Source organism: Crossiella sp. CA-258035 (assembly GCF_030064675.1).
In the GTDB taxonomy this organism is placed as follows: Bacteria; Actinomycetota; Actinomycetes; order Mycobacteriales; family Pseudonocardiaceae; genus Crossiella.
Genome location: NZ_CP116413.1, coordinates 6088210 through 6109999 on the forward strand (window position 1 = coordinate 6088210; position 21790 = coordinate 6109999).

Here is a 21790-nt window from a genome sequence, read left to right on the forward strand (position 1 = left end):
TCACCCGGCCAGTGCGCGGATCAGCGCGTACGCGTCGAGCACCGCGAGCAGCAGCGGCACCACGGCGATCGCGGCGGCGGTCTCACCGATGTCGGCGGCCCGGCCCCAGTACGGGAGCAGCCGTTTGCCGGGCAGTCGCCAGGCGCCGAGCACCAGCAGTCCGGCCAGCACCGCCAGTCCTACCAGGGAGATCACCCGCAGCGCGGGCAGCGGCGCGTGCGCCCCGGCGTGCAGCAGCACGGCGAACCCGGCCGCGCCGGGCACGGCCACCGCGAGCCGCTGTCCGGTGCTGACCAGCACCCGGGAGCGCAGCAGCAGCGCGGTGCACATCGCGGCCAGGAAGGCGGGCGCGGTCCAGCCGGGGGCCGCCACCACGGGCGGCAGGCAGGCCGCGACCACCACGGCGGAACCGGCCAGCAGCGCGGTGAGCAACCGGTCGGCGGACTTGGCCTTGGCCAGCACCTCGGGTTCGGACAGCGGTTCGATGTCCTCTTGCAGCTCCTCGGCCCCGCCGGGCAGCTGCGGCGGGCGCAGGCGCACCATCCGGGTGGCCACGCCGGGTGCGAGCATGGTCAGTCCAAACGCGACAGTGGCGACCACCGCGGCCGAGCCACCTGGGCTCAGTTTTGGCCACAGGACGAGCAATCCGCCCAGGGCCGCGGCGACCGCGGCCACCCCGGTGGCCAGGAACACCGGCACCGCGGTGCGCACCGCGAGCACGGCCAGCACGGTGGCGGCCATCGCCGCTGAGCCAGCGCCGAGCAGGTTGGGTGCGCCGAATCCCGTTCCCGGCACCAAGGATCCGGCCACCGCGGCGAAGGGGGCGGCGGCCAGGCCGAGCTGGGCGGCCACCGGGGCGTCGCCGATCGCGCGGGAGGCGATCGCGCCCGCGGCCAGCAGCAGCACGGCGACCGCGCCGGATCCGGCGGCGCGCAGCCACAGCGGGCCGGGCACGGTGAGCAGCGCGAGGAGCAGCACCAGCAACGCGGTCGCGGCCAGGCCGAGGAACAGCCACCGGGTCAGCTCCGGCCGCCACCGGTCCGCCCGGCCCCGGATGGCCACCCCGACACCGTCGGTGAGGTCGTCGAAACCGATGGCGGGCAACGGGATCCGCGCCGGGCGCAGGTGCAGCACCTCACCGTCGCGCAGGCCGAGCGCGGCCGGGGTGGCGTCGGTGTCCAGCGGCGTGTCGCCGAGGCGTTGCAGCACCCACTCCCGCTCGCCACCGGCGGCCACGGTCAGGCCGGGGTCGACGTGCCGGAGCAGCACGGGCAGCAGCTCGGCCAGCGGGATGTCCTGAGGCACAGCGAGATCGGCGCGGCCGCCGGGTGCGGCCACGGTGAGCCGGCAGAGCTGGTCGGCCGGGTGGGCGGCGGTGGTCATCGGGACTCCTGGCTGGGGGCGGGACAGTGGCCGAGCTGGATGAGGGACACGCCGCGGCGGGTGACCAGCTGCGCGCGGCCGGGAGGCAGTTGGCGGGGCGGGGCCTCGCCGAGGAACTTGCCCTCCTCCTTGGGATAGGAGAGCAGCAGGCCGGGGCTGCCCAGCTCCCACATGCGCCGCAGCACCGGGTCCATCATCGCCCTGATCGCGCTGGAGCTGCTGCGCGCGGTGACCAGGTGCAGACCGATGTCCGCGCCCTGGGCGAGGAACGGATCGAGGACCTCCAGCGGGCCGCCGATGCCGCCGCCGAAGAGCTCGTAGTCGTCGACCAGCACGAACAGTCGCGGGCCCTGCCACCAGTCGCGGCGGCGCAGCCGGTCGGGGGTGATCTCCGGGCCGGGCAGGCGTTTGTGCATGGACCCGGCGGCCTTGACCGCGAGGTCGGCCAGTGCCGGTCCGCTGACCGCGTAGCCGATCTTGTACTCCTCCGGCACCTCCTCGGCCAGCTCGCGGCGCACGTCACCGAGCAGGATGCGCGCCTCGGCCGGGGTGTAGCGGCGCAGGATGGCCTGGATCAGCATGCGCAGCAGGCCGGTCTTGCCGGTCTCGGTGTCGCCGAAGACCATCAGGTGCGGGCTGGTCTCGAAGTCGTGGTGCACCGGGGCCAGCCGCTGCTCGTCCCAGCCCAGCGCGATCCGCAGGTCGCCGTCGGGCTCGGGCAGCTCGGACACGGGCAGTTCCAGCGGCAGCAGCCGGACCGGCGGGGCGGGTTCGCCCGGCCAGCAGGCGGTCAGCTCGCCGATCATCACCTTGGTGGCCAGCTGGAGGTCCTCCACGCCGGTGCCGCCGTCGACCCTGGGCAGCGCGCCGAGGAAGTGCAGGCCGTCGGAGGTGAGGCCGCGGCCGGGTTCCTTGGGCACGCTGGCCGCGATCCGGCTGCCGATCTCGGATTCGAGGGGGTCGCCGAGGCGCAGCTCGTAGCGGGTGCCGAGCAGGTCGCGCAGCCAGGGCCGGATCTCCGACCAGCGGTTGGCGGTGACCACCAGGTGGATGCCGTAGCCGAGGCCGCGGGAGGCCAGCTCGGAGAGCCTGCTCTCCAGGTCCTCGTAGTCCTGGCGCAGCGTGAACCAGCCGTCCACCACCAGGAACACGTCGCCGTACGGATCGTCCACAGTGGACTCACGGCGTAGCGCGCGGTAGGCGGACATGGAGTCGATGCCCAGGCGGGCGAAGTCCTGTTCGCGGCGTTCCAGCAGGGCGCTGAGCTCGGCGATGGTGCGGCGCACCCTGTCCGTGTCCAGTCGCCCGGCCACCGAGCCGAGGTGCGGCAGGCCGTTGAGCGCGCCGAGCGCGCCGCCGCCGAAGTCCAGCGCGTAGAACTGCACCTCGTGCGGGCTGTGCGTGACCGCCAGGGCCATCAGCAGGGTGCGGACCAGGGTGCTCTTGCCGGACTGCGGCGCGCCCACCACGCCGACGTGCCCGGCACCGCCGGAGAGGTCGGCGACGAGCAGGTCGCGCACCTGCTCGAAGGGCCGGTCCACCACGCCGACCGGGGCGTGCAGCTTGCCGCGTCCGGGCCAGTCCAGCGCGGTCAGGCCGCGCTCGGGGCTGGGGTCCAGGCCGGGCAGCAGGCTGTCCAGGCTCGGCGTCTCGGCCAGCGGCGGCAGCCACACCTGGCGTGCCGGCGGGCCCTGGCCGCGCAACCGTCCGATGAGGACGTCCAGCAGGCTGCCGTCCTGTTGCGGCGTGGCGGTTTCCTCGGCTCCGACGACTGGTTCGACCGGGGCGAGGGGCTGGTGGGTCAGGCCGAGCGGGCGGACCTCGGCGGCGCGGCGCAGCGGGGTCGGTCCGCCAGTGGCGGCCGGGGCGGCGGGCGGGGCGGAGACGTAGCCCGCCTTGAACCGGACCAGGGTGGTGGTGTCGTACTTGAGGAAACCGTTGCCGGGCGCGGAGGGCAGCTCGTAGGCATCCGGCACGCCGAGCACACTGCGGGACTCCATGGCGGAGAAGGTGCGCAGCGCGATCCGGTAGGACAGGTGCGACTCCAGCTGGTGGATGCGGCCCTCGTCGAGCCGTTGCGAGGCAAGGAGGAGGTGCACGCCGAGCGAGCGGCCGAGGCGGCCGATCATCACGAACAGGTCCATGAACTCGGCCTTGCTGGCCAGCAGCTCGCTGAACTCGTCCACCACCAGGAACAGGGTGGGCATCGGGTCCAGGGTGGCGCCCTGCGCGCGGGCCGCCTCGTACTCGCGCAGTGAGCTGTGCCCGCTGCGCCGCAACAGTTCCTGCCGCCGGACCAGCTCACCGTGCAGGGCGTCCTGCATGCGGTCCACCAGCGGCAGTTCGTCGGCCAGGTTGGTGATCACCGCGGAGGTGTGCGGCAGCTGCTCCATGCCGAGGAAGGTCGCGCCGCCCTTGAAGTCCACCAGCACGAAGTTGAGCAGCTCGGAGGAGTGGGTGACCGCGAGGGTGATCACCAGGGTGCGCAGCAGCTCGCTCTTGCCGGAGCCGGTGGCGCCGATGAGCACACCGTGCGGGCCCATGCCGCCCTGCGCGGACTCCTTGATGTCCAGCTCCACCACCGATCCGTCCGCGGACAGGCCGATCGGCAGCCGGAGCTTGCCCCAGCGGGAGTTGCTGCGCCACAGCGCGTGCACGTCGAAGTCGCGCGGGTCGCCGATGCCGAGCAGCTGGGCCAGGTCGAAGTCGGCGGAGAGCGGTTCGGCGGCATCCGGGACACCGCCGGTGCGGTAGGGGCTGAGCCTGCGGGCCAGCGCCTCGGCCTTGGTCGCGCTGAGCCCGTCCGGCAGCCCGAGCGGCCTGCGCCCGTAGTTGTCCATAGTGGACAGTCGGCCGTCCTCGACGTGCAGCACCAGGTCGCACCCGGTGAGCTGCTCGGGGTCGGCAGCGGCCTCCAGCACCACGGTGTTGCGCAGTCCGCCCTGCCGCAGCCGGGAGTGCTCCGGCAGTTCGGCCCCGTCCAGCAGCACCACGGTGAAGGGTTCGCGGGCGTGCGGGGCGGCGGTGCGGTCGAAGCCGGGTCGCTCGGTGAACGCGGGACCCAGCAAGGACATCAGCTCGTCGTGCTCGGCGGCGTAGAGCCGGACCTCGCCCGCGGCGTCGCTGTCGGTGGGGTGGGCGGCGTGCGGCAGCCACTTCAGCCAGGCCCAGTCCGCGGCCCGCTCCGGACCGGCCAGCAGCGCGATCCGCAGCTCCTCCGGCGCGTGGAAGGTGACCAGCTGGGCGATCATCGCGCGCAGCAGGGCCCGCGGCCGGTCCTCGGCCCCGGTGACGCCGATGTGGGCGAAACCGCGCAGGTACAGCGCGGTCGGAGTGTCCGGCACCGAGGTGTAGGCCCGGATGAACCGGCGCAACGCGCTGGCGCACAACGGTTCCAGGTCCTCCACCGGCCGGGTCTCCGGCGGCACCAGTCGGATCAGCGAGCGCTGGGTGCCGGTGCCCACCCTGATCTCGGCGAAGTCGTCGTCGGAGGGCCTGCGCTCCCACAGCCGGGGTCCGGCCGCGATGGTCCACAGCCGGGCCGGGTCGGGGTGGTCGTAGGTGAGCGCGACCCGGTGCTCCAGGATGGCCCTGCGCACCTGCTTGCGGACCTGGCTGAGGTAGCGCAGGTAGTCCCGCCGCTCGCCCTTGAGCTTGCGCTTGCGGTCCCCGGCGGCGCGGCCCAGCTGCATGACCAGCATGCCGATGGTGGAGACCGCCATCAGCCCGGAGGCGATGTAGGTGACCGGCCCGGCGCCGGGGTTGGCGAACAGCAGCACGGTCGCGCCGGAGCCCAGCGCCATCGGCAGGTAGGTCATGGCCATGCTGATGTCGGCGGCCTGCGCCTCCGGCAGCGCGGGCGGCTCCTGGAGTTCCAGCTCGCCGCGCGGCAGTGGCGGGGCCGGGCGGCGCGGCGGCCGGCTGATCTGGACGGTGCTCACCGTTGCTCCCTAGTCGAACTTGCTGCGCGCCAACGGCGTCGTCTTCCCATGGGCAGCACCACCCAGCCGATGGCGGCCGCGCCTGCCAGCAGCACCGCGGCGGCGGCCACCAGCGCGGCCCGCAGGATTCGTGGGTCGGCGGGGCCTTCCGGGGCGCGGGCCGGCACGGTCACCGGTCCGGGTTTGGCGGCCTGTGCGCCCTGTTCCTCGGGCAGCACGGCGGTGACCGCGTTGTGCGGGTTGACCACGCCCCAGCCCAGCTCCCGGTCGGGGGCGCGGCGGGGCGGTGGGTCGGCGGTGGCTTCCAGGCGGTGCTTGACCTGGGTCGCGGTCAGCTCCGGCCGGTAGGCGCGCACGAGCGCGGCGACCCCGGCCACGAACGGCGCGGAGTAGCTGGTGCCGTTGTCCTGGAAGTGGCCCGGTCCGCGCGGGCCGACGCTGATCACGCCCTCCCCCGGCGCGGCCAGGTCCAGGAAGTCACCGGCCTCGGAGAACTGGGACCGGTTGCCCTGCTGGCCGATCGCGCCCACCGCGAGCACCTCGGGGTAGGCCGCGGGATAGCTGACCGGGTTGCCGTCCTGGGCGTTGTTGGCCGCGGCGGCGACCACCAGCACGTTGCGCTCGGTGGCGTAGCGGACCGCGGCGCGCAGCTCGTCGGTGCCGTACACCGAGGTGACCGACACGTTGACCACCCCGGCGCCCTTGTCCACGGCCAGCCGGATGCCCTTGGCGATGCCGCTGACCGTGCCGTCGGAGGTGCCCACCGACTGCCGGATGGGCAGGATCCGCGCGTCCGGGGCGATCCCGGCGAAGCCGACCCCGGTGGCGGGTTTGGCCGCGATGATCCCGGCCACGAAGGTGCCGTGCCCAGGACAGTCCACAATGGACTTGGGGCTGCCGGTGACGTCCAGCTCCTCCTGCACCCGGCCGGACAGCTGCGGCACCGAGCCGTCCACCCCGGTGTCCACCACCGCGACCAGCTGGCCCGCTCCCCTGGTCAGCGGCCAGACCCGTTGCGGGGCAAGGCGGTGCTGCGCCCACGGCACCTGGGCGACCAGTGAGGTGGAGCCGGGCAGGCACTTGCCGGAGAGGCCGCCCGGCGGGGTGAGCGGCGGCGCGACCGGGTCGCCCGGCGCGGGCTGGGCGGCGGCCGGCAGTCCGGTGGCGAGCAGCAGCAGGGCGGTCAGGCAGGTGGCGGCGGTGCGGTTCATCCTGGCAGGCCTGCCTTCTCGCGTTCCTCGACCGGCTGGTCCAGCAGGTGCGACCGCAGCCGCTGCCACACCGCGCGCACCTCGGCCAGCCGTTCCGGCGTGGTCCCGCCAAGGCCGAGGGTGACCACCGGACCGGCCGAGCCCGCCTGCCTGCTCCACACGCCACGATCGTCCGGAGTGGACACATCTTCGATGTGGTGCAGCACCAGTCCGGCGGGCACCACTCGCACCAGCGTGTCGCCGGAGCGGAAGGTGTGCTCGTCCACCCTGGTCAGCCCGTGACCCGGGGTCAGCCACCGCTCCGGCGGCAGCACCGCGGCCACCTGGGGCGCTTCGGCGGTGTTGCTGGGGGCGTGCTGGAGCAGCTGGGCGTAGGGCGCCCAGCCCTCGGGGTCCAGGTCGAAGACGCGCACCGCGTCGCCGTCGCTGGTGCCGTTCACCGCGAGCACCGGCCGGCCGAGCTGGTCGGCGAGCTGGCGCGCGGTCCAGGCCGCGTCCCGCTGGGTGAGCACGATGCGCGCCTGACTCGGCAGCTGGCCGGCGGCCTCGGCGATCTCGGCCGGGGTCAGGCCGCGGGCGGTGGCCACCAGCAGGGTCTGCTGCTGGGTGGGCGGCAGGTCCAGCGGCGGCCAGCTGCCGCCGTGGTTGTCGCGCAACAGGAAGACCTCGCCGGTGGGCACCAGCGTCAGGTCCGGTGTGGACAGTGCGATCGGCTCCGGCCGGGACACGTCCGGCGGGGCGAGGTCGGCCGGGGTCGGCTGGTTGCCGCTGCCCAGCCGGTCCCGGTGCGCCAGCAGGGTCTCGTCGGTGGCGAACATGGCGGTGAGCTCGGCCATCTTGGCGTCGTTGCCCGCCTCGCCGGAGTAGCGGAAGTGCCGGTTGTCCGGGGTGCGCGCCAGCTCGTTGCCGTCGGGGACGAAGCGGTTGGTGAAGGCGTTGGGCCCCCGGTGCTCGTGGCCGCCCGCGTCGAGGTAGCTGCTGTTCCTGGTGTAGGAGGAGAAGTCGGCCTGGTAGTACTGGTGGAACTCCTCGAACAGCTTCCTGGTCTCGGCCGGGGTGCCCTCGCCGTGCTTGCGGGCCAGCCGGTCCAGGAAGGCGAAGGTCTCATCGGCGGTGAGCTTGCCGCGCAGGTAGAAGCCGAACGGGTCGGAGTCCATCACCGCGACCGCCAGCCGGAAGTCCCGGTCGCTGCTCCACAGGCCGCGGAAGTGCCGCATCAGCTGCGCGGCCAGCAGGTGCTCGGGTTCCCGGTCGTGCACCTCGTAGCCGTCGCCGAACTGGTTCTTGGCGTTGTTCTTCTCGATGTCGTGGAACAGGATCGCCTTGGCGAATGCCTCCACCGGCACGAACCTCTCGGCGTGCGACTCGCGCGCGGTGAGCTTGAGGTACTGGCCCAGCACCATCTGCGCGTGCTCGTGGAAGGTGTGCCCGTTCGGCTGGCTGGGCGTGCGGTCCGGGCCCTTGTCCGGGGTGCGCGGCTCGGTGCACACCGCGTCGAACTTGCGGGCCAGGTCCCCGGGGTACTTGGTGCGCAACAGTTCCACCAGGTCCCGGGTGGAGCGGCCCTCGCCGAGCATCAGGTTGATCTGGTCGCCGGTGGCGCGCTGGTCCCGCCACACCTGTTCCCGGTTGGCCTTCCACTCGGCGTAGCTGTTGGGGAAGGCGGCAGGGCGCTGGAGCAGCTGGTCCTGGTCGAAGCTCACCGTGAAGCGACCATTGTCGTGGGTCACGCGGGCGCCGATGTCCGCGGCGGTGGCCACCTGCTCCAGCCTGGACAGCTGGTCCGGCGTGGCCGTCGACTCGATGACCACGTTGCCCAGGACCGGGTTCAGCTCAGCGCCCATCCTGACCGTGCCCGCGGCCCTGCGCAGGTCCGCGTTGGCCTTCTCCCAGGTCTTCGCGTCGAACCGGTTGTCGGCAAAGGTGATCTCGATGGTGTCCCCGGCCACCACGGCCGTGCCCCCCGGCCTGACCTGCCGGGCCACGTTGGTCAGCGTCGTGGCCAGTCCGTCCAGCTTGGCCACGTCGAGGAGGTCGGGGGCGAACCGGACGGTGAACCGGTGGACCTCCAGGGTCACCGTCGCGTCCCGGTCCGCGGTGCTGATCGCCTTGCCCAGGTTGGCCATCATCCGTTCCAGCTTCGCCGGGTCGAAGACCGGCACGTTGAAGTCGATCTTGGTGCGGTCCACGTCGGCGGCCAGCACCGCGCCGATCTCGGCCTGGGTGGCCAGTTCCGGCAGGCCCTCCATCAGCTTGGTGATCTCGGTCTGGTCGACCTGGCGGAAGGTGAACCCGGCCAGTGCCGCCTCGGCCCGCTCCCTGGCCAGCTCGGGCACCTGCCGGGCAAGGGAGCGCTGGAAGTCCGGGTCCAGCACGGCCAGCACCGGGTGGTTGCCCAGGGCGTGCTCGGTCTGCCTGGTCAGCTCCGCGAGCACCTCGCCCACCACCAGCTCGCGCAGCTGGTCGGCGCTGGAGCGGGCCAGGTCCTGCTGCCGGAAGGCGGTGAGCGCGGCGTCGGTCACCGGGCCGAGCACCTGCTCGCGCAACACCACGGGCAGCGACTCGGTCTGGACCTGCAACGGTGGCAGGGTCACCTCGTCCAGGCGGCCTCGCGCGTCCGCCACGACCCGTTCCCGGAAGGCCCGCGACCGCTCACCGTAGAGCCAGCTCTGCTTCTTGCCCTGGGCGCGGGTCGGCTCCGGCAACGTGCTCAGGTCCTGGAACTGTTGCTGTAGCGCGGCTTTCAGGTGCGGGCGGATCTCGGCGGCCAGCGCGTGCCTGCTGTCCCCGGTGAGCAGGGCCAGGTCCGGGTGGTTGACCAGGCCACCGGTGCGCTGGTCCGTGCCCTTGCCCGGAGTGCCGAAGGCCAGCGCGTCACTGAGCGGGTTGAGCACCAGGTCCTCGAACGAGGTGGGCTTCTTGCCCGGCTTGCCGGTTCGGCGCACCAGGTCCACCATCGCGGTGTCGGTCTTGGGCACCGTGCCGCTGGGGGTGCCCTGGCGCAGGAAGGCGTCCAGCTCCCGAAGTCCGTTGTCCAGCACGGCCTGCACCACGCTGTCCCGCACGGTCGCCAGCACCCGGCCCGGATCGGCCAGCGGCGGCGCGGTGAGCCCGTCCGGCAGGGTGCCCGCGCTGGGCTTGAGCACCTGGTCCGCGACCGCGGCGACCATGTCCGCACCGGGGCCGTGGGTGTTGAGGAACTCGTTGAGCCGCTTCTCCCGCGCGGGCGGGCTGAGGTCCGGCAGCGAGGTCTCGGTGTCACCGGGGATCTGGGTGGCGTCCCGCTCGAACAGGGCCTCGGGGAACCGGGTGCCGTGCTGGGACTGGGTTTCCAGCCAGGTGTAGTAGTGCTCGCGCAGGTCCGCGGCGAGCCGGTGCAGCTGGTTCGGGTCGTTGCGGAAGCCGTCGAAGACCTCGGTGCCGTCCTCCTCGCGGGTGGCGGCGAACCACGGGTTGTAGGCCAGCGGCGTGCGCGCCGGATCGGGGCTGAAGTTCCGGTCCAGGCCGAGGCGCTGGTAGAGGTCGGCGACCGGCCGGATCCGCCCGGCCCGTGCCGACTGGTCCAGCGTCTGCTGTCCGGTGGGCAGGTAGGTGATCAGCGAGCCGGGGCGGGCGGTGGCCATCAGCGGGCCGAGGTGTCCGCCACCGATGCCGAACTGGTTGCCGTCCCCGCGCTGGTCGACGTTGACGGTGTTCTTGTGCAGCACCGAACCGGTGTGACCCTCCACCGCGGTCTCCTGGGTGAACCGCTGGTACGTCTCCAGCGGCACCAGCCAGGAGCGCAGCACCGGCTGGGGGTTGAGCGCCTGCATCTTCGGCTGTTTCGCGTCCTCCAGGTACTTGGCCAGCCACTGCACCGCGCGCAGCGGCCGTCCGCCGCCTGCCCACAGCCCGCCGTTGGCTCCGCTGGAGATGTGCACCAGGCCGCTGTCCGGGTCCTGCTGGATGTCCTTGAAGTCGGAGAGGACCTGCTGGCCCAGCTGCCCGGCAGGGAAGGTCTCCGGTTTGAAGACCGCGGTGTAGAGGCGGACGAAGTGCTCGCCGCGGATGGTCTCGACCTCCATCTCGCTGCGGTGCAGGGCGGCCAGCTTGTCGCCCTCGGTGATCCGGCTGGAACCGGCGTAGCTGATGTCCGGCCGTCCGATGTGGACGTTCTCCACCACCCCCTGGTAGCGGCCGTCGGCGGCGCGCAGCACGTGCACGGGCACACCGGTGGGCGGGCCGAAGGTGGTGAACTCACCGTTGCGCTCGAACACGTGCACCTGGAGCCCGGCCGCCTCGGCCAGCTCCTGTTCGGTGGTGGCGGTGGCCGCGTGCTCGCGCAGCAGCCGCCGCGGTCCGGTCTCCACTGTGGACAGTCCGGTGTCCAGGGCACTGGCGAAGGTCTCCAGCCGGGTGCCGCCGCGGACCGGGACCGGGTCCACGCCGTGCCGGTCCAGCTGGGTGCGCTGCGGTGCGGGCACCGGCACGATCCCGTGCACCGGCAGCACTCCCTCGGCGATCCGGTTGATCAGCCACAGGTGCCGGGGCATCAGCCGCACGTCGTCCTCGTGCACCCGCACGCCCATCAGGCCGGAGTCCTGGTGCACGCCGCTGGGGTGGATGCCGCCGCGCGGGCGCAGCAGCACCCGGGCGGTGTCCGGCTGGCCGGGGTTCGAGCGTTCGGCGTACTCGTCGGGCAGGCCGAAGTAGTGCGCGATCTCGTGTGCCAGCACCGAGTCCGAGGCGGTGACCGGCCAGTGCTGCTGGGTGCCCCGGCCCTGTTCGCCGACCTTGACCGTGGTGTGCGCGAGCTCCGGCCGGTCCACGAACTCCACGGTGGCGGCGAACTGGTCGCCGCCGGGCAGGCGGTGGCCCTGGTCGAGCAGTCTGCGCACCCCGTCCTGGGCGCGCTGCTTGACCTGCTCGACCTGCTCGTGGGTGACCCTGCCCTCGGCGGCCAGGTGCACCCGCAGGGTGAACTCCTGCACCGCGCCGCGGCCCGGCAGCTCGATCCGCCGGTGGTCGTAGCGGATCAGGCCTTCGTAGTGCGGCACCAGTCCACTGGTCACCGGCGCGTTCTCGGCTGCCCTGAACCGGGCGTCGCCGCGCACGTCCAGCACACTCGCGTTGACCGTGCGCACCGGCGCGTGCTGCCTGGCCTCGGCCCAGTCGGCGCGGTTCAGCGCGGTGTCCGCGCGGTCGAACCAGGGCGCGTGGTCGCGTTCGCTGTGCCGCCAGCCCTCGTCGTCGGCGACCTTGGCTCCGTTGTCCACCTTCGGTTCCGGCCAGCCGCGGCTGGTGGTGTCGGCGGGCGGGCCGGTCGGCGCCTGCCGGGTCTCGGCCGCGGCCTGGGCTTCGCGCTGCCGCTGGATGGCCTCGTCGGTGGCGAACAGCGCGCGCAGGGCCTCGAACTGCTGCTGCAGCGACGGGCCGTTGTCGGTGGGCGGGGCGTACTGGAGGGTCCGGCCGTCCGGGGCGAACAGCGGCCGGTCCTGGGCGTCGGTGGCGAACCGGTTGCTGAAGTGGTTCGGCCCGGTCTGCTGCTGACCGGCTCGGTCGAGGTAGCTGCTGTACCGGGTGTAGGAGGAGAAGTCCGCCTGGTAGTACTGGTGGAACTCCTCGAACAGCTTCCTGGTCTCGGCCGGGGTGCCCTGGCCGTACTTGCGGGCCAGCCGGTCGATGAACGCGAATGTGTCCTCTTTGGACAGTTTGTTGCGCAGGTAGAAGCCGAACGGGTCGGAGTCCACGATCGCGGTGGCCAGCCGGAAGTCCCGGTCGCTGCTCCACAGGCCACGGAAGCGCTGCATCAGCTGCACAGCGAGCAGGTGCTCGGGCTCGCGGTCGTGCAGCTCGTAGCCCTCGCCGAACTGGTTCTTGGCGTTGACCTTCTCGATGTCGTGGAACAGGATCGCCTTGGCCAGCGCCTCCACCGGCACGAACCGGGTGCTGTCGGTCTCCAGCGCGGTGAGCTTGAGGTACTGGCCGAGCACCATCTGCGCGTGCTCGTAGAAGGTGAACGCTTCCTTGGTCTCCTGGGTGCGCACCGGTTTCATGGTGTGCTTGGTGCACACCTCGTCGAACTTGTGGTCCAGGTCCGCGTGGAAGTCCGCGATCAGCCGCTGGACCAGCGCGGTGGCCTTGTGCTCGGGGGTGTCGTCGCTGTCCAGCAACGCCTTCAGCGCGTCCCCGGTGGCCCGCTGGGTCAGCCGGGTCTGCTCCTGCTCGGCCCGCCAGCGGGCGTAGTCGTTGGGGAACGGGTCCGCCTCGGTGCCCAGCAGCCTGGGCTGGTACGCCACCGTCAACTGACCATCGCCGGTGGTGGTCACCAGCCCGCCGATCTCGGCCCTGGCGATCACCTGGCTGACGTTCTTGGTCAGGTTCGCGACCCTGGCCTCGTCGGCCAGCCGGGAGCGGAAGTCGAGGGTGAGCCGGGCATCGTCGGCGCTCAGCAGGGAGCTGACGCCCTCCTGCTTGGCCAGGTCGCGCACCGCCGCGGTCAGCTCGGCGACCCGCGCCGGGTCCGCGTCCTGGGTGTTCAGCTCGACCCGGAACTGGCCGGGCCGCGGTGTCAGGGTCGGGGTCTGCTCCGGCGTGGTGCTCGCGGTTTCCAGGTCGCGCAGCACCTGGTCGATCAGGGCCGGATCGGTCGGCGGGGTGGCGAACCGCACCGTGAGCAGGTTGGCGGTGTCGGCGGTGATCTCGGCGCTGATCCGCCCGTCGAGCGCCCGCTTCAGCTTCGCGCCGAGCCGGTTCAGGTCCGCGTCCGCCAGCGGGCGGGAGAGCTCCACCGTGATCGCGGCCGGGTCGGTGACCACCCTGCCCAGTCCCGAGTTCGCCACCACCGGGCCGAGTTTCGCCAGCAGGCCGTCGACCTTGGCCTGGTCCCACAGCCGGGACTCGAACCCGATGGTGTTGCTTGCTGTGTCCACAGTGGACACCAGACCCGCGCCTTCCTGCTTGGCCACCTCGGCCAGGCCCGCCTTGAGGTCGCTGACCTTGCCGGGGTCGCTGATCTTGGCGTCGAAGTCGATCCGGAACCTGGCCGGACGCGGTTCCACCCGCACGTCGAGCTTCGCCTCGTTGATCGCCTTGGTCAGGTTCTCGGTCAGCGTGTCCGCGACGATCGGGCCGCCGAACTCCGCCGTGATCCGGTTGGTGGTGGGGTCGGCCCGCACCTGCCCGGTGAGCTTGGACTTGGCGATCGCGTTGTCCAGGAGCTGGGTCATCGCGGTGACCTTGTTGCCCGGCGTGCCTTCCGGGAAGTGCAAGGTGATCGCGTCGGGGTCGAGGGTCAGCGCGCCGACACCGTGGTCGCCGACCACCGCACCCAGGCGCTTGCCCAGCTCGGTGATCTGCCCCGGGTTCCACCGCTGCCGGTCGAAGTCCACCGTGACCCGGTTCAGGCCGACCGAGGCGACCAGGTCGATCCCGTTGCCCCTGGCCGACTTCGCCGCATCCGCCAGCACGGCGGCGACCTTGTCCGGGTTCCACATCCGGGAGTTGAAGTCGACCTTGATCCGGTCGGCGTCCGCGGCCAGCAGCGCGCCGATCTCGGCCTGGGAGGCCAGTTCCGGCAGGCGGCCCATCAGCTTGGCGACCTTGGTCGGGTCGATGTCGGTGAAGACGAAGGACTTCAGCCCCTCGGTCACCCGCTTGCTGACCTGGGTGGCGACCGTGGTGGCCAGCTCCGCGCGCTGCCGCTGGTCCAGCAGCCGCATCAGCGCCCGCTCGTTGATCGCCTGCTCGGTGGCCGTGCTCAGCCGGTCCAGCACGTTCTCCCGCACCAGGGTGCGCAGGTCATCGGCTTTGCGGCCCAACAGGTTCTGCTCGCGGAAGTCGGCCAGCGCCTCGGTGGTGGCCGGGCTGATGATCTTCGGGCCCAGCGCCTCGGTCAGCTGCTTCTTGCCGATCTCCAGCTCCGGCACGGGCACGTTGTCGCCGAACAGCTGCCGCCGCAGGTCGGTCGGCAGCTTGGCCGGGTCGATCTGCAACGCGGTGCCGCCCTGGTCGTCGCGGAGGTCGCGCAGCACCAGCTCCTGGAACCTCGCCATTCGATCACCGGTGAGCCAGCCGGCGCCCCGGCCAGGGAGCTTGTCCAGCTCCTGCAAGGCCGCCGTCGTGAGCTGCCGCTGCACGGCCGCTTTCACCTGGGGCAGCACGATCTCGGCGAGGGTGTTCCGGCTGGACCCGGTGAGCAGGCTGAGGTCCGGCTGGGTGGCGATGCCCGCGAACTGGCGCTTCTTCACGGTGGTCCCGTCCCACACCGCCTGGGCCAGTGGCTTCAGCACACCGTCGGCGAAGGACACCGGGACCTTGTTCACCTTGCCCGGCCCGTTCTCCACCATCTTCTGGAACTCGGCCAGCGAGTTGCGCGCGAGCTGAACGCGCACCGCGGCCAGGCCGGCGTTCAGCCCGTCGGCGAGCAGGGTGCCCCGCACCGCGGTCAGCGCGGCACCGGCGTCGGCCGGCTGGGTGTCGGGCATCTTGTGCAGCTGCTCGCGCACCACGACCTCGCTGGCGGCGAGCACCTGCGACTCCACCGCGGCCACGGTGGCCTTGCCGGGGCCGACGGTGTTGAGGAACTCGTTCAGCCGCCGCTGCCGGGTGGTCGGGCTCTGGTCCGGCAGCGGAGTGGTGGTGCCGCCGGGGAACTGGGTGGCATCCGGCTGGATCAGCGCGTCCGGGACCGTGCCCGCCGGGGCCTGGTTCTGCTGCCAGGTGAGGTAGTGCTCGCGCAGGTCCGAGGCGATCCGGTGCAGCTCGCCCGGATCGTTGCGGAAACCGATGCCGCCGGTGTTCTTCTCGGTCAGCCACGGGTTGTAGGCCATGCCCAGCACGTCGGGGCGGAACTTCCGGCTCAGCCCGACCCGCTCGTACAGGTCGGCCACCGGCCGGACCCGCCCGGCCAGCTGCTCCGGCGGTGGCGGCGTCTTCGAGTACGGCAGGTAGGTCTCCAGCGAACCGGGCCGGGCCTGCTCGATCAGCGCGTCCAGGTGCTTGCCGCCGATGCCGAACTGGTTGCTGTCGGCCCGCTGGTCGACGTTGAAGCTGTGCGTGGCGGGGTCGCTGCCGGTGCTGCCCTCCACCGCGGTCTGGTCGGCGATCCGCTGGTAGACGTTGAGCGGCACCAGGAAGGAGCGCAGCTTCGGGGAGAGCGTGGCCCCGTCGGTCACCACGTACTTGGCCAGCCACTGCATCGCCCTGATCGGCCGGCCGATGCCCGCCCACAGCTGCGGGTTGTTGCCCGGCGAGATGCTCAGCTGCCCGCTGACCGGGTTCTGCTGGATGTCCTTGAACGGCGAGGTGACCCGCTTGCCCGGCTGTTCGGGGAACTTGGCCGGGTTGACGATGGCGGTGTAGACCCGGACGAAGTGCTCACCGCCGATGGTCTCGATCTCCATGTCGCTGCGGTGCACCAGCCGGTCCTCACCGTGCGCCACCGTACGGGACGGGCCGGGGTAGCTGATGCCCGGCCGTCCGATGTGGACGGTCTCGGTGATGCCCTGGTACAGCTGGGATTCGGTCCGCACCACGTGCACCGGCAGGCCGGTGGGGTCGCCGTGCCGGGTGAAGGTGCCGTCCGGCTCGATCACGTGCACCTGGAGGCCGGTGGCCTTGGCGATGTCCTGCTCGCTGGTGGCGGCGGCGATCCGGTTGAGGCGGTGGGTCTCGCCCTTGGGCAGGGTGGCTTTGAGCGCTTCCTTGAAGCTGAGCAGCGGGGTGGTGCCGGGGACCGGGACGGGGAGAGCGCCGTGTTTGTCGAGCTGGTCGCGCTGGCGGGGTGGCAGGTTCTCGTAGGCCGTGCGGGACGGGTCGGGCGTGGTCGCGGGCGGCGGGGTGGTGGTGGGTGGGGTGGTGGGGTCGGTGGCGGCGGTGTGGGTGTGCGGGTTGACCAGGGACGGGTCGGGGGTGGTGGCGGGGGTGGGTTGAGGGATGTGCTGGTTGTGGGTTTCGGGTTGGGGGTGTGGGGATCCGGCGGGGCGGGGCGGGTGTTGCCGGGGTCGGGCTGGGTGGTTTCGGGCTGGGGCGGGGTGGGCTGGTTCGGGTCGGGGTGGGTGGAGGTTGGCGGGGGTGGGGCGGGCTGGGACGGGTCCGGTTGGGTTGAGGTGGGGGCGGGCGGCGTGGACTGGCCCGGGTCGGGTTGGGTCGCCGGGGGCGGCGGGGGCGGGGTGGGGTTGGACGGGTCCGGCTGGGTGGGGGCGGGCTGGGTTGGGGCGGGCTGGGTGGGGGCAGGCTGGGTCGGGGCAGGCTGCGAGGGGTCCGGTCGCGTCGGCTCGGGGTTCGACGGATCGGGTTGCGGCGTGGTGGTTTGCGGCGGTGCGGGCTGCGAGGGGTTGGGCTTGGGCTGGGAGGGATCGGGCGAGGTTGGCGCGGGCTGGGTCGGGCTGGGCTGGGTCGGATTGGGCTGCGTCGGGTTGGGCTGGGTCGGGTTCGGCTGGGGTGACGGGCTCCGCTGGGACTGCGGGGGTGGCGACTGGTTCGAGGTGTTCGGGTCGGTCGAGGTGTTCGGGGTCGGCGCGGGCGGAGTTTCCACAGTGGACTGCGATCCGCCCGGTGTGGGACCCTCGGAACTGGTCGTGGTGCTGGGGTTCAGGTCGGGCATGGTGATGTCGCCGGGGTTGGGCAGGTCACCGAGGTCGCCCATGTCACCACCGGTGCCGGAGCCGCCGCCGCCCTTGGCGCGGTGCTTGAACTTGCCGGTGCCGCCCTCGACCATGCCCTCGATGCCGCCCGCGCTGAGGTTGTACAGCGAGGCGTTGTTCGGGTCCAGCGCGACGCTGGTCAGGTACTCGTGCAGGCCGCCCTTGATGCCGCTGCCCAGGACGTTCTTCTCGTTGAAGAACTTCGGCGCGACCTTGTTGCCGATCCCGCCCAGGCCGAAGCCGATCAGGCCGCCGACCGCGCCGGCCTTGAGCGCGTCCAGGGTCTTCTTGGTGTCCCACTCGGTGCGGGTGCCCATCAGCATCTGCAGGCCCTGCACCACCACGTCCATGCCGACCTGGAAGATCACGCCCTGCACCACGGCCATGAACAGCCGTTGCAGCACCTGCTTGACCACCATCCGGGCCGAGGTGGTCAGCGCCGCCTGCGCGGCCGCGGCGGCCGGTGCCGCGGTGCCCAGGCTGGCCGCGACCCAGAACGCCAGCTGGGCGATCTGCACGGCCAGCCAGACCAGGGTGGCGATGATCATCAGCTTGGCGTACTCGACCTCGAGGGCCACGTCCCTGGCGCCCTTGCCGAGGTTGGCCGAGGTCTTGGCCACCGCGGGCACCGAGGCGCGGAACTTGCCCATGAACAGCCGGAACTGCTCCGCGGCCTGTCCCTGCAACGCCGCCAGCAGCTGCGCGGTGGGCGCGTCCAGCTGCGCGGCCAGCGCGGTGAGGTCGCGGTTGGCGCCGTCCCAGGCGTCGGCCAGCCTGCGCAGCTGGTCCTCATCGCCCTTGGGCCACTGGTCGCCGACCACGATCGGCACCAGCCACAGCAGGGCTCCCGGCATCTGCAAGCTCATCGGCGGCCGCCCCCGCCCGAACCGTGCTGACCGCCGGTGCCGGGCTGGCCGCTGGCGGGCGCGTCGCCGGAAACCCGGCTGAGCAGGTCGCTGACCAGCTTGGCCTGCTCCTCGCCGTTGGCCAGGCCCTTGCTCATCAGGGTCACCCCGTCGCCGGTCTTGCGCAGCACCTTCGCGATGCCGGGCAACGCCTCCAGGACCTGCGCCCTGGCCGGCAGGTAGTCCTTGGCGAACTGCTTGCCGATCTGGTCATCACCCCAGCACTCGCCGACGCTGGTGATCTGGCTCGCCAGCACCGCGGCCATCCGCTCGGCCGCGTCGGCCAGCTGGCTGAAGCTCGCGCCCGCCCTGGCGATCGCGTCGGTGTCGGCGCCGAAGGTGCCCTGTGACATGGTCAGGCCCGCCTGTCCTCGCCCGTGGGCGTGCCGTGCTTGAGGTAGTGCCGCACCGCGTCCGGCATCGGCGGCTGTTCGGGCACGAAGGCCGCCACGCCCTCGGCGCGGAAGGCGGCCAGCATGTCCTCCTGGCCCGCGGTGAACGGGGCCAGCAGTTCCGCGACCTCGGTGGCGGCCTTGGCCTTGGCCGAGTCGATGGTCTCCAGCAGCACCGCGGCCAGCTCGCTGGGCGCCATCCGCCGGTACGCGCCGGAGGGGAAGGCCAGCTCCAGGATGTCGCCGTGCGCGCCGACGGTCACCTCCACGCTGTGCCCGGCGGCGGTCGCGGTGGCGCGCACCTGGGCCAGCGCGCGCTGCATCTCGCCGAGCTTGGCCCGCTGCTCCTGGTAGCCGGCCAGCAGCTCGTCGATCTCCTGCTGAAAGGGGTTGGACATGTCGTTGCCTTCCAAGGGCCCCCGTGGCCAGCACGCGCGGTCTGGCCACGGGGGCGTGGTGTGGTCCCGGGCGGCGCCCGGTCAGTGGTGTTCGGGACGACCGAGCACGCCCGGGGGGAGTTGGGGGTCGGCGCCCCAGACGTCCTCGTCCTCGACCAGCCAGGTGAGGCGTTCCCGTTCCTGCTGACCGCTGGGGGCGGCACCGCCACCAGGGACCATCGGCCCGAGCGGCCCGGCGGAGCCACCCGTGCCTCCGGCGCCGGGGTAGGCGCCGAGCGGATGAGCGGCGCTACCCACTCGCGCGCCCTTGGACACCCCGGATCCGGTGAATGGAGTGATCTTTCCCTTGGGCGGCAACGGTTTCCCGTCTGGACCCTTGCCGCCGGGCGCGCCACCGCCCATCGGCATCCCGCCCAGCGGCGGCAGGCCGGCCGCGCCACCGCCGCCGAACTTGCCGACCGACTTGGCGTCGTAGGGTGGGACCCCGCCCCGGCCGCCGCCACCGGTGCCGGGCGGCGGCAGGAACGGCATCGCGCCGCCGCCACCGCCGCCGACGGGCAGCGGTCCGCCACCGCCACCTCCGCCGCCGCCACCGGTGAACGGCGCGACCGAGCCGCCGTTGAGGGTGGGCGGCGGCAGCGTGCCGACACCGGCGAGGTTGGTGTTCGGGTTCTTCAGGCCGAGCTCGTCCGGGTTGACCGGCTTGGGCAGGTTCGGCCCGTCGCCGGTGGGCGGCGGCGTGACCGAGTTCGGCCCGTTGGGTCCGTTGGTGCCGTTGGGCACGTTCGGGCCGTTGACGCCCTCAGGAACCTTGGGGCCGTTGATGCCGGAGTTCTCCGGCCCCGGTGGTGGCGGCGGCGGATCGGTCTTCGGCGGCGGGTCCGTCTTGGGCGGCGGATCCGTCTTCGGCGGGGGCTTGTCGCCGCCGCTGCCGTTGGGGTTGGGGTTGGGGTAGTTCTGCAGGTTCGGCGGCTTGAGCGCGGGCGCGGTGCGGTCGTAGTAGTGGTCGGCCAGGCCCTGGATGACCTTGCGCATGTCGTCGCTGGCCATCTTCGGGATGGTGTTGCCGGGCACCAGCGTGGTCTGGCTCCAGCTGGTCACCCCGTCCTTGGTCGGCGCGCCGAGCCGCTTGGCCTCGTTGACGTAGTGCGTGGTGATCAGCTGGATCTTCCACTGCGCCTCGTTGAGCCGGTTCCCGGCCTGGAACAGCTGGTCCGGCACCGATCGCTGCCCGCCGGGGCCACCTGCCAGCTCCTCGGCGTGCGCCCGCAGCACGGTGCCGAAGCGGTCCAGGAAGCCGCGGAAGGACTGCGCGGCAGGCCCCTGCCAGGCCGCGCCCTCGCCGCCGACGGCCTTGGTGCTCTCGGTCACCGCCTTGTGCAGCGCCTCGAAGATCACCTTGACCTTCTGGAACTGGTTGGCCGCGTTCCACAGCGACTGCGGGGTCACGTTCTGGCCCAGCTGGGCGAAGTCGGCCCCGGTGCCGCCGTCGGCGCCGCCGGTGATCGCGGACTCGATCGCCCGCCACTGCCAGCCGCTGAAGTCGGTCCGGCCGCCACTGCCGGAGCTCCCGGTCGGCTGCCACACACCTGGGTTGGTCTGCTGCGCCTCAGGGATCTTGATCTTGTCCGCCATGGCTCACTGACCCTTCGACGGCGGTGGTGGCGGAGGAGGTGGCGGCGTGGCGCCGCCCGGCAGGTAACGCCCGGCGTTGGCCAGCACCTTGCCCAGCTCGTCCGCGCCCTTGGAGTTCAGCTCCTCGGTGCTCTCGTACTTCTTGCCCAGCTCCAGCAACCCGGTGGACAGCGCGGCGAAGGCGTCGATGAGGTCCATCAGGTTCTTCTGGTACTGCCCGCGCAAACCGTCGCCGTTGACCAGGCGCTTGATGTTGGCGCCCTCGGTGAACGCCTCGGTGCCGGTGGGCCGCACGTCGATGGTGTCCAGCGCGCTCTTGGCCGTGCTGACGTGGGTCTTCCAGTCCTCGGCCGCGGCGGCGAAGCGGCGCAGCACCTCGGTGTCCACCGAGACGTCACCGCCGCCGGATCCCCCGTCCCGCACCGTTTTCACCTCGGGCGGGGCGGGGTTCTCCGGCTTGCCCTCAGCGGGCTTGTCGGCCGGGTTGTCGGTCCACTGCTTGGTCGACGACGGCGGCGGCGGGTCCATCGGCTGGTGCTTGCTGTACTTGGGATCGTTGTCGAGCCTGGGCATGGTCAGCGCTTTCCGACGCCGTTACCGGACCACATGTTCATGCCCTGCTGCTCCATGGCGTTGTAGTTGGCCAGGATCTCGTTGAGGGAGTTGCGCGCGTTGGCCAGCTGCACCGGCATCTGGCTGGCCGAGGCGTCCCAGCTCTGCTTGCAGGAGGTGTAGGCATCCTTGGCCTGGCTCTGCCAGTCGGCCATGTTCTTGGTGGCGTCCTGCTCGAGCCTGGTCAGCATGCTGCGGATCTGGGTGTCGACGGCCTGCATGTTGGCCAGCACGGCCTGGATGCGCGAGGGGTGGATGCGGAATACGGACATGGCGAGGCTCCTGGTGCGGTGCGGATGGGGGCTGTGCTGGGGAACTCAGATGCCGAGGTTCTGGCCGCCGAAGGGGTTGCCCGCCATCTGCTCGTTGTAGGCCTCGCCGACCTCGTAGGTGTTCTTGTTGCCGATCAGCGTCTCGTGCATGGTGTCCAGCTGGCGGGCGATGTTGCTGAAGTGCTGGCACCAGCTGTCCAGCGCGGTCTGGTACTTGCTGGAGGCCGCGCCTTCCCAGGCCGAGCGGATGGAGCCGATCTCGGTCTGCATCTTGCTCAGCTGGGACAGCGAGGTGCTCAGCGCGGCCTCGAAGTCACCGGCCGCCTTCTGCATGCCCGGCGTGCTGACCTGCGTCTGCGGTGAGGTCACTGGTTCGCTCCTGCTCACTCTGCGGCTGCCGGTCCCGGTGACCGGCC

11 protein-coding genes are annotated in these 21790 nt (G+C 72.2%); all 11 read right to left on the reverse strand.

All coding sequences use genetic code 11. The annotated features are described in order from the left end of the window. Positions 1-1383, reverse strand: a complete 1383-nt coding sequence (gene eccD, locus N8J89_RS27420) for a type VII secretion integral membrane protein EccD (RefSeq protein WP_283659890.1) — start codon at positions 1381-1383, stop codon at positions 1-3. Beyond that, on the reverse strand, positions 1380-5324 hold the full coding sequence (gene eccCa, locus N8J89_RS27425) for a type VII secretion protein EccCa (RefSeq protein WP_283659891.1): 3945 nt from the start codon (positions 5322-5324) through the stop codon (positions 1380-1382). Before eccCa ends, eccD begins: the two co-directional genes overlap by 4 nt. Further along, positions 5321-6535 (reverse strand): type VII secretion-associated serine protease mycosin, encoded by a 1215-nt coding sequence (gene mycP / locus N8J89_RS27430; protein WP_283659892.1) that lies wholly within the window; start codon positions 6533-6535, stop codon positions 5321-5323. The genes eccCa and mycP overlap by 4 nt, the downstream gene beginning before the upstream one ends. Beyond that, on the reverse strand, positions 6532-16110 hold the full coding sequence (locus N8J89_RS27435) for a hypothetical protein (protein WP_283659893.1): 9579 nt from the start codon (positions 16108-16110) through the stop codon (positions 6532-6534). The genes mycP and N8J89_RS27435 overlap by 4 nt, the downstream gene beginning before the upstream one ends. After that, positions 16107-18026 carry a WXG100-like domain-containing protein gene (locus N8J89_RS27440; RefSeq protein ID WP_283659894.1) on the reverse strand — a complete coding sequence of 640 codons (1920 nt, stop codon included), beginning with the start codon at positions 18024-18026 and terminating at the stop codon, positions 16107-16109. The genes N8J89_RS27435 and N8J89_RS27440 overlap by 4 nt, the downstream gene beginning before the upstream one ends. After that, positions 18023-18418 carry a hypothetical protein gene (locus tag N8J89_RS27445; RefSeq protein WP_283659895.1) on the reverse strand — a complete coding sequence of 132 codons (396 nt, stop codon included), beginning with the start codon at positions 18416-18418 and terminating at the stop codon, positions 18023-18025. The genes N8J89_RS27440 and N8J89_RS27445 overlap by 4 nt, the downstream gene beginning before the upstream one ends. Positions 18419-18420: 2 nt before the next feature. Next, positions 18421-18855, reverse strand: a complete 435-nt coding sequence (locus N8J89_RS27450; protein WP_283659896.1) for a YbaB/EbfC family nucleoid-associated protein — start codon at positions 18853-18855, stop codon at positions 18421-18423. Between the two features lie 81 nt (positions 18856-18936). Then, positions 18937-20490, reverse strand: coding sequence for a hypothetical protein (locus N8J89_RS27455; protein WP_283659897.1), 1554 nt, complete (start codon positions 20488-20490; stop codon positions 18937-18939). A gap of 3 nt (positions 20491-20493) precedes the next feature. Then, on the reverse strand, positions 20494-21063 hold the full coding sequence (locus tag N8J89_RS27460) for a hypothetical protein (protein ID WP_283659898.1): 570 nt from the start codon (positions 21061-21063) through the stop codon (positions 20494-20496). 2 nt (positions 21064-21065) lie between these two features. Next, positions 21066-21374 carry a WXG100 family type VII secretion target gene (locus tag N8J89_RS27465; RefSeq protein WP_283659899.1) on the reverse strand — a complete coding sequence of 103 codons (309 nt, stop codon included), beginning with the start codon at positions 21372-21374 and terminating at the stop codon, positions 21066-21068. Positions 21375-21419: 45 nt separating this feature from the next. Next, on the reverse strand, positions 21420-21743 hold the full coding sequence (locus N8J89_RS27470) for a WXG100 family type VII secretion target (protein WP_252486690.1): 324 nt from the start codon (positions 21741-21743) through the stop codon (positions 21420-21422). Between the last annotated feature and the right edge of the window lie 47 nt (positions 21744-21790).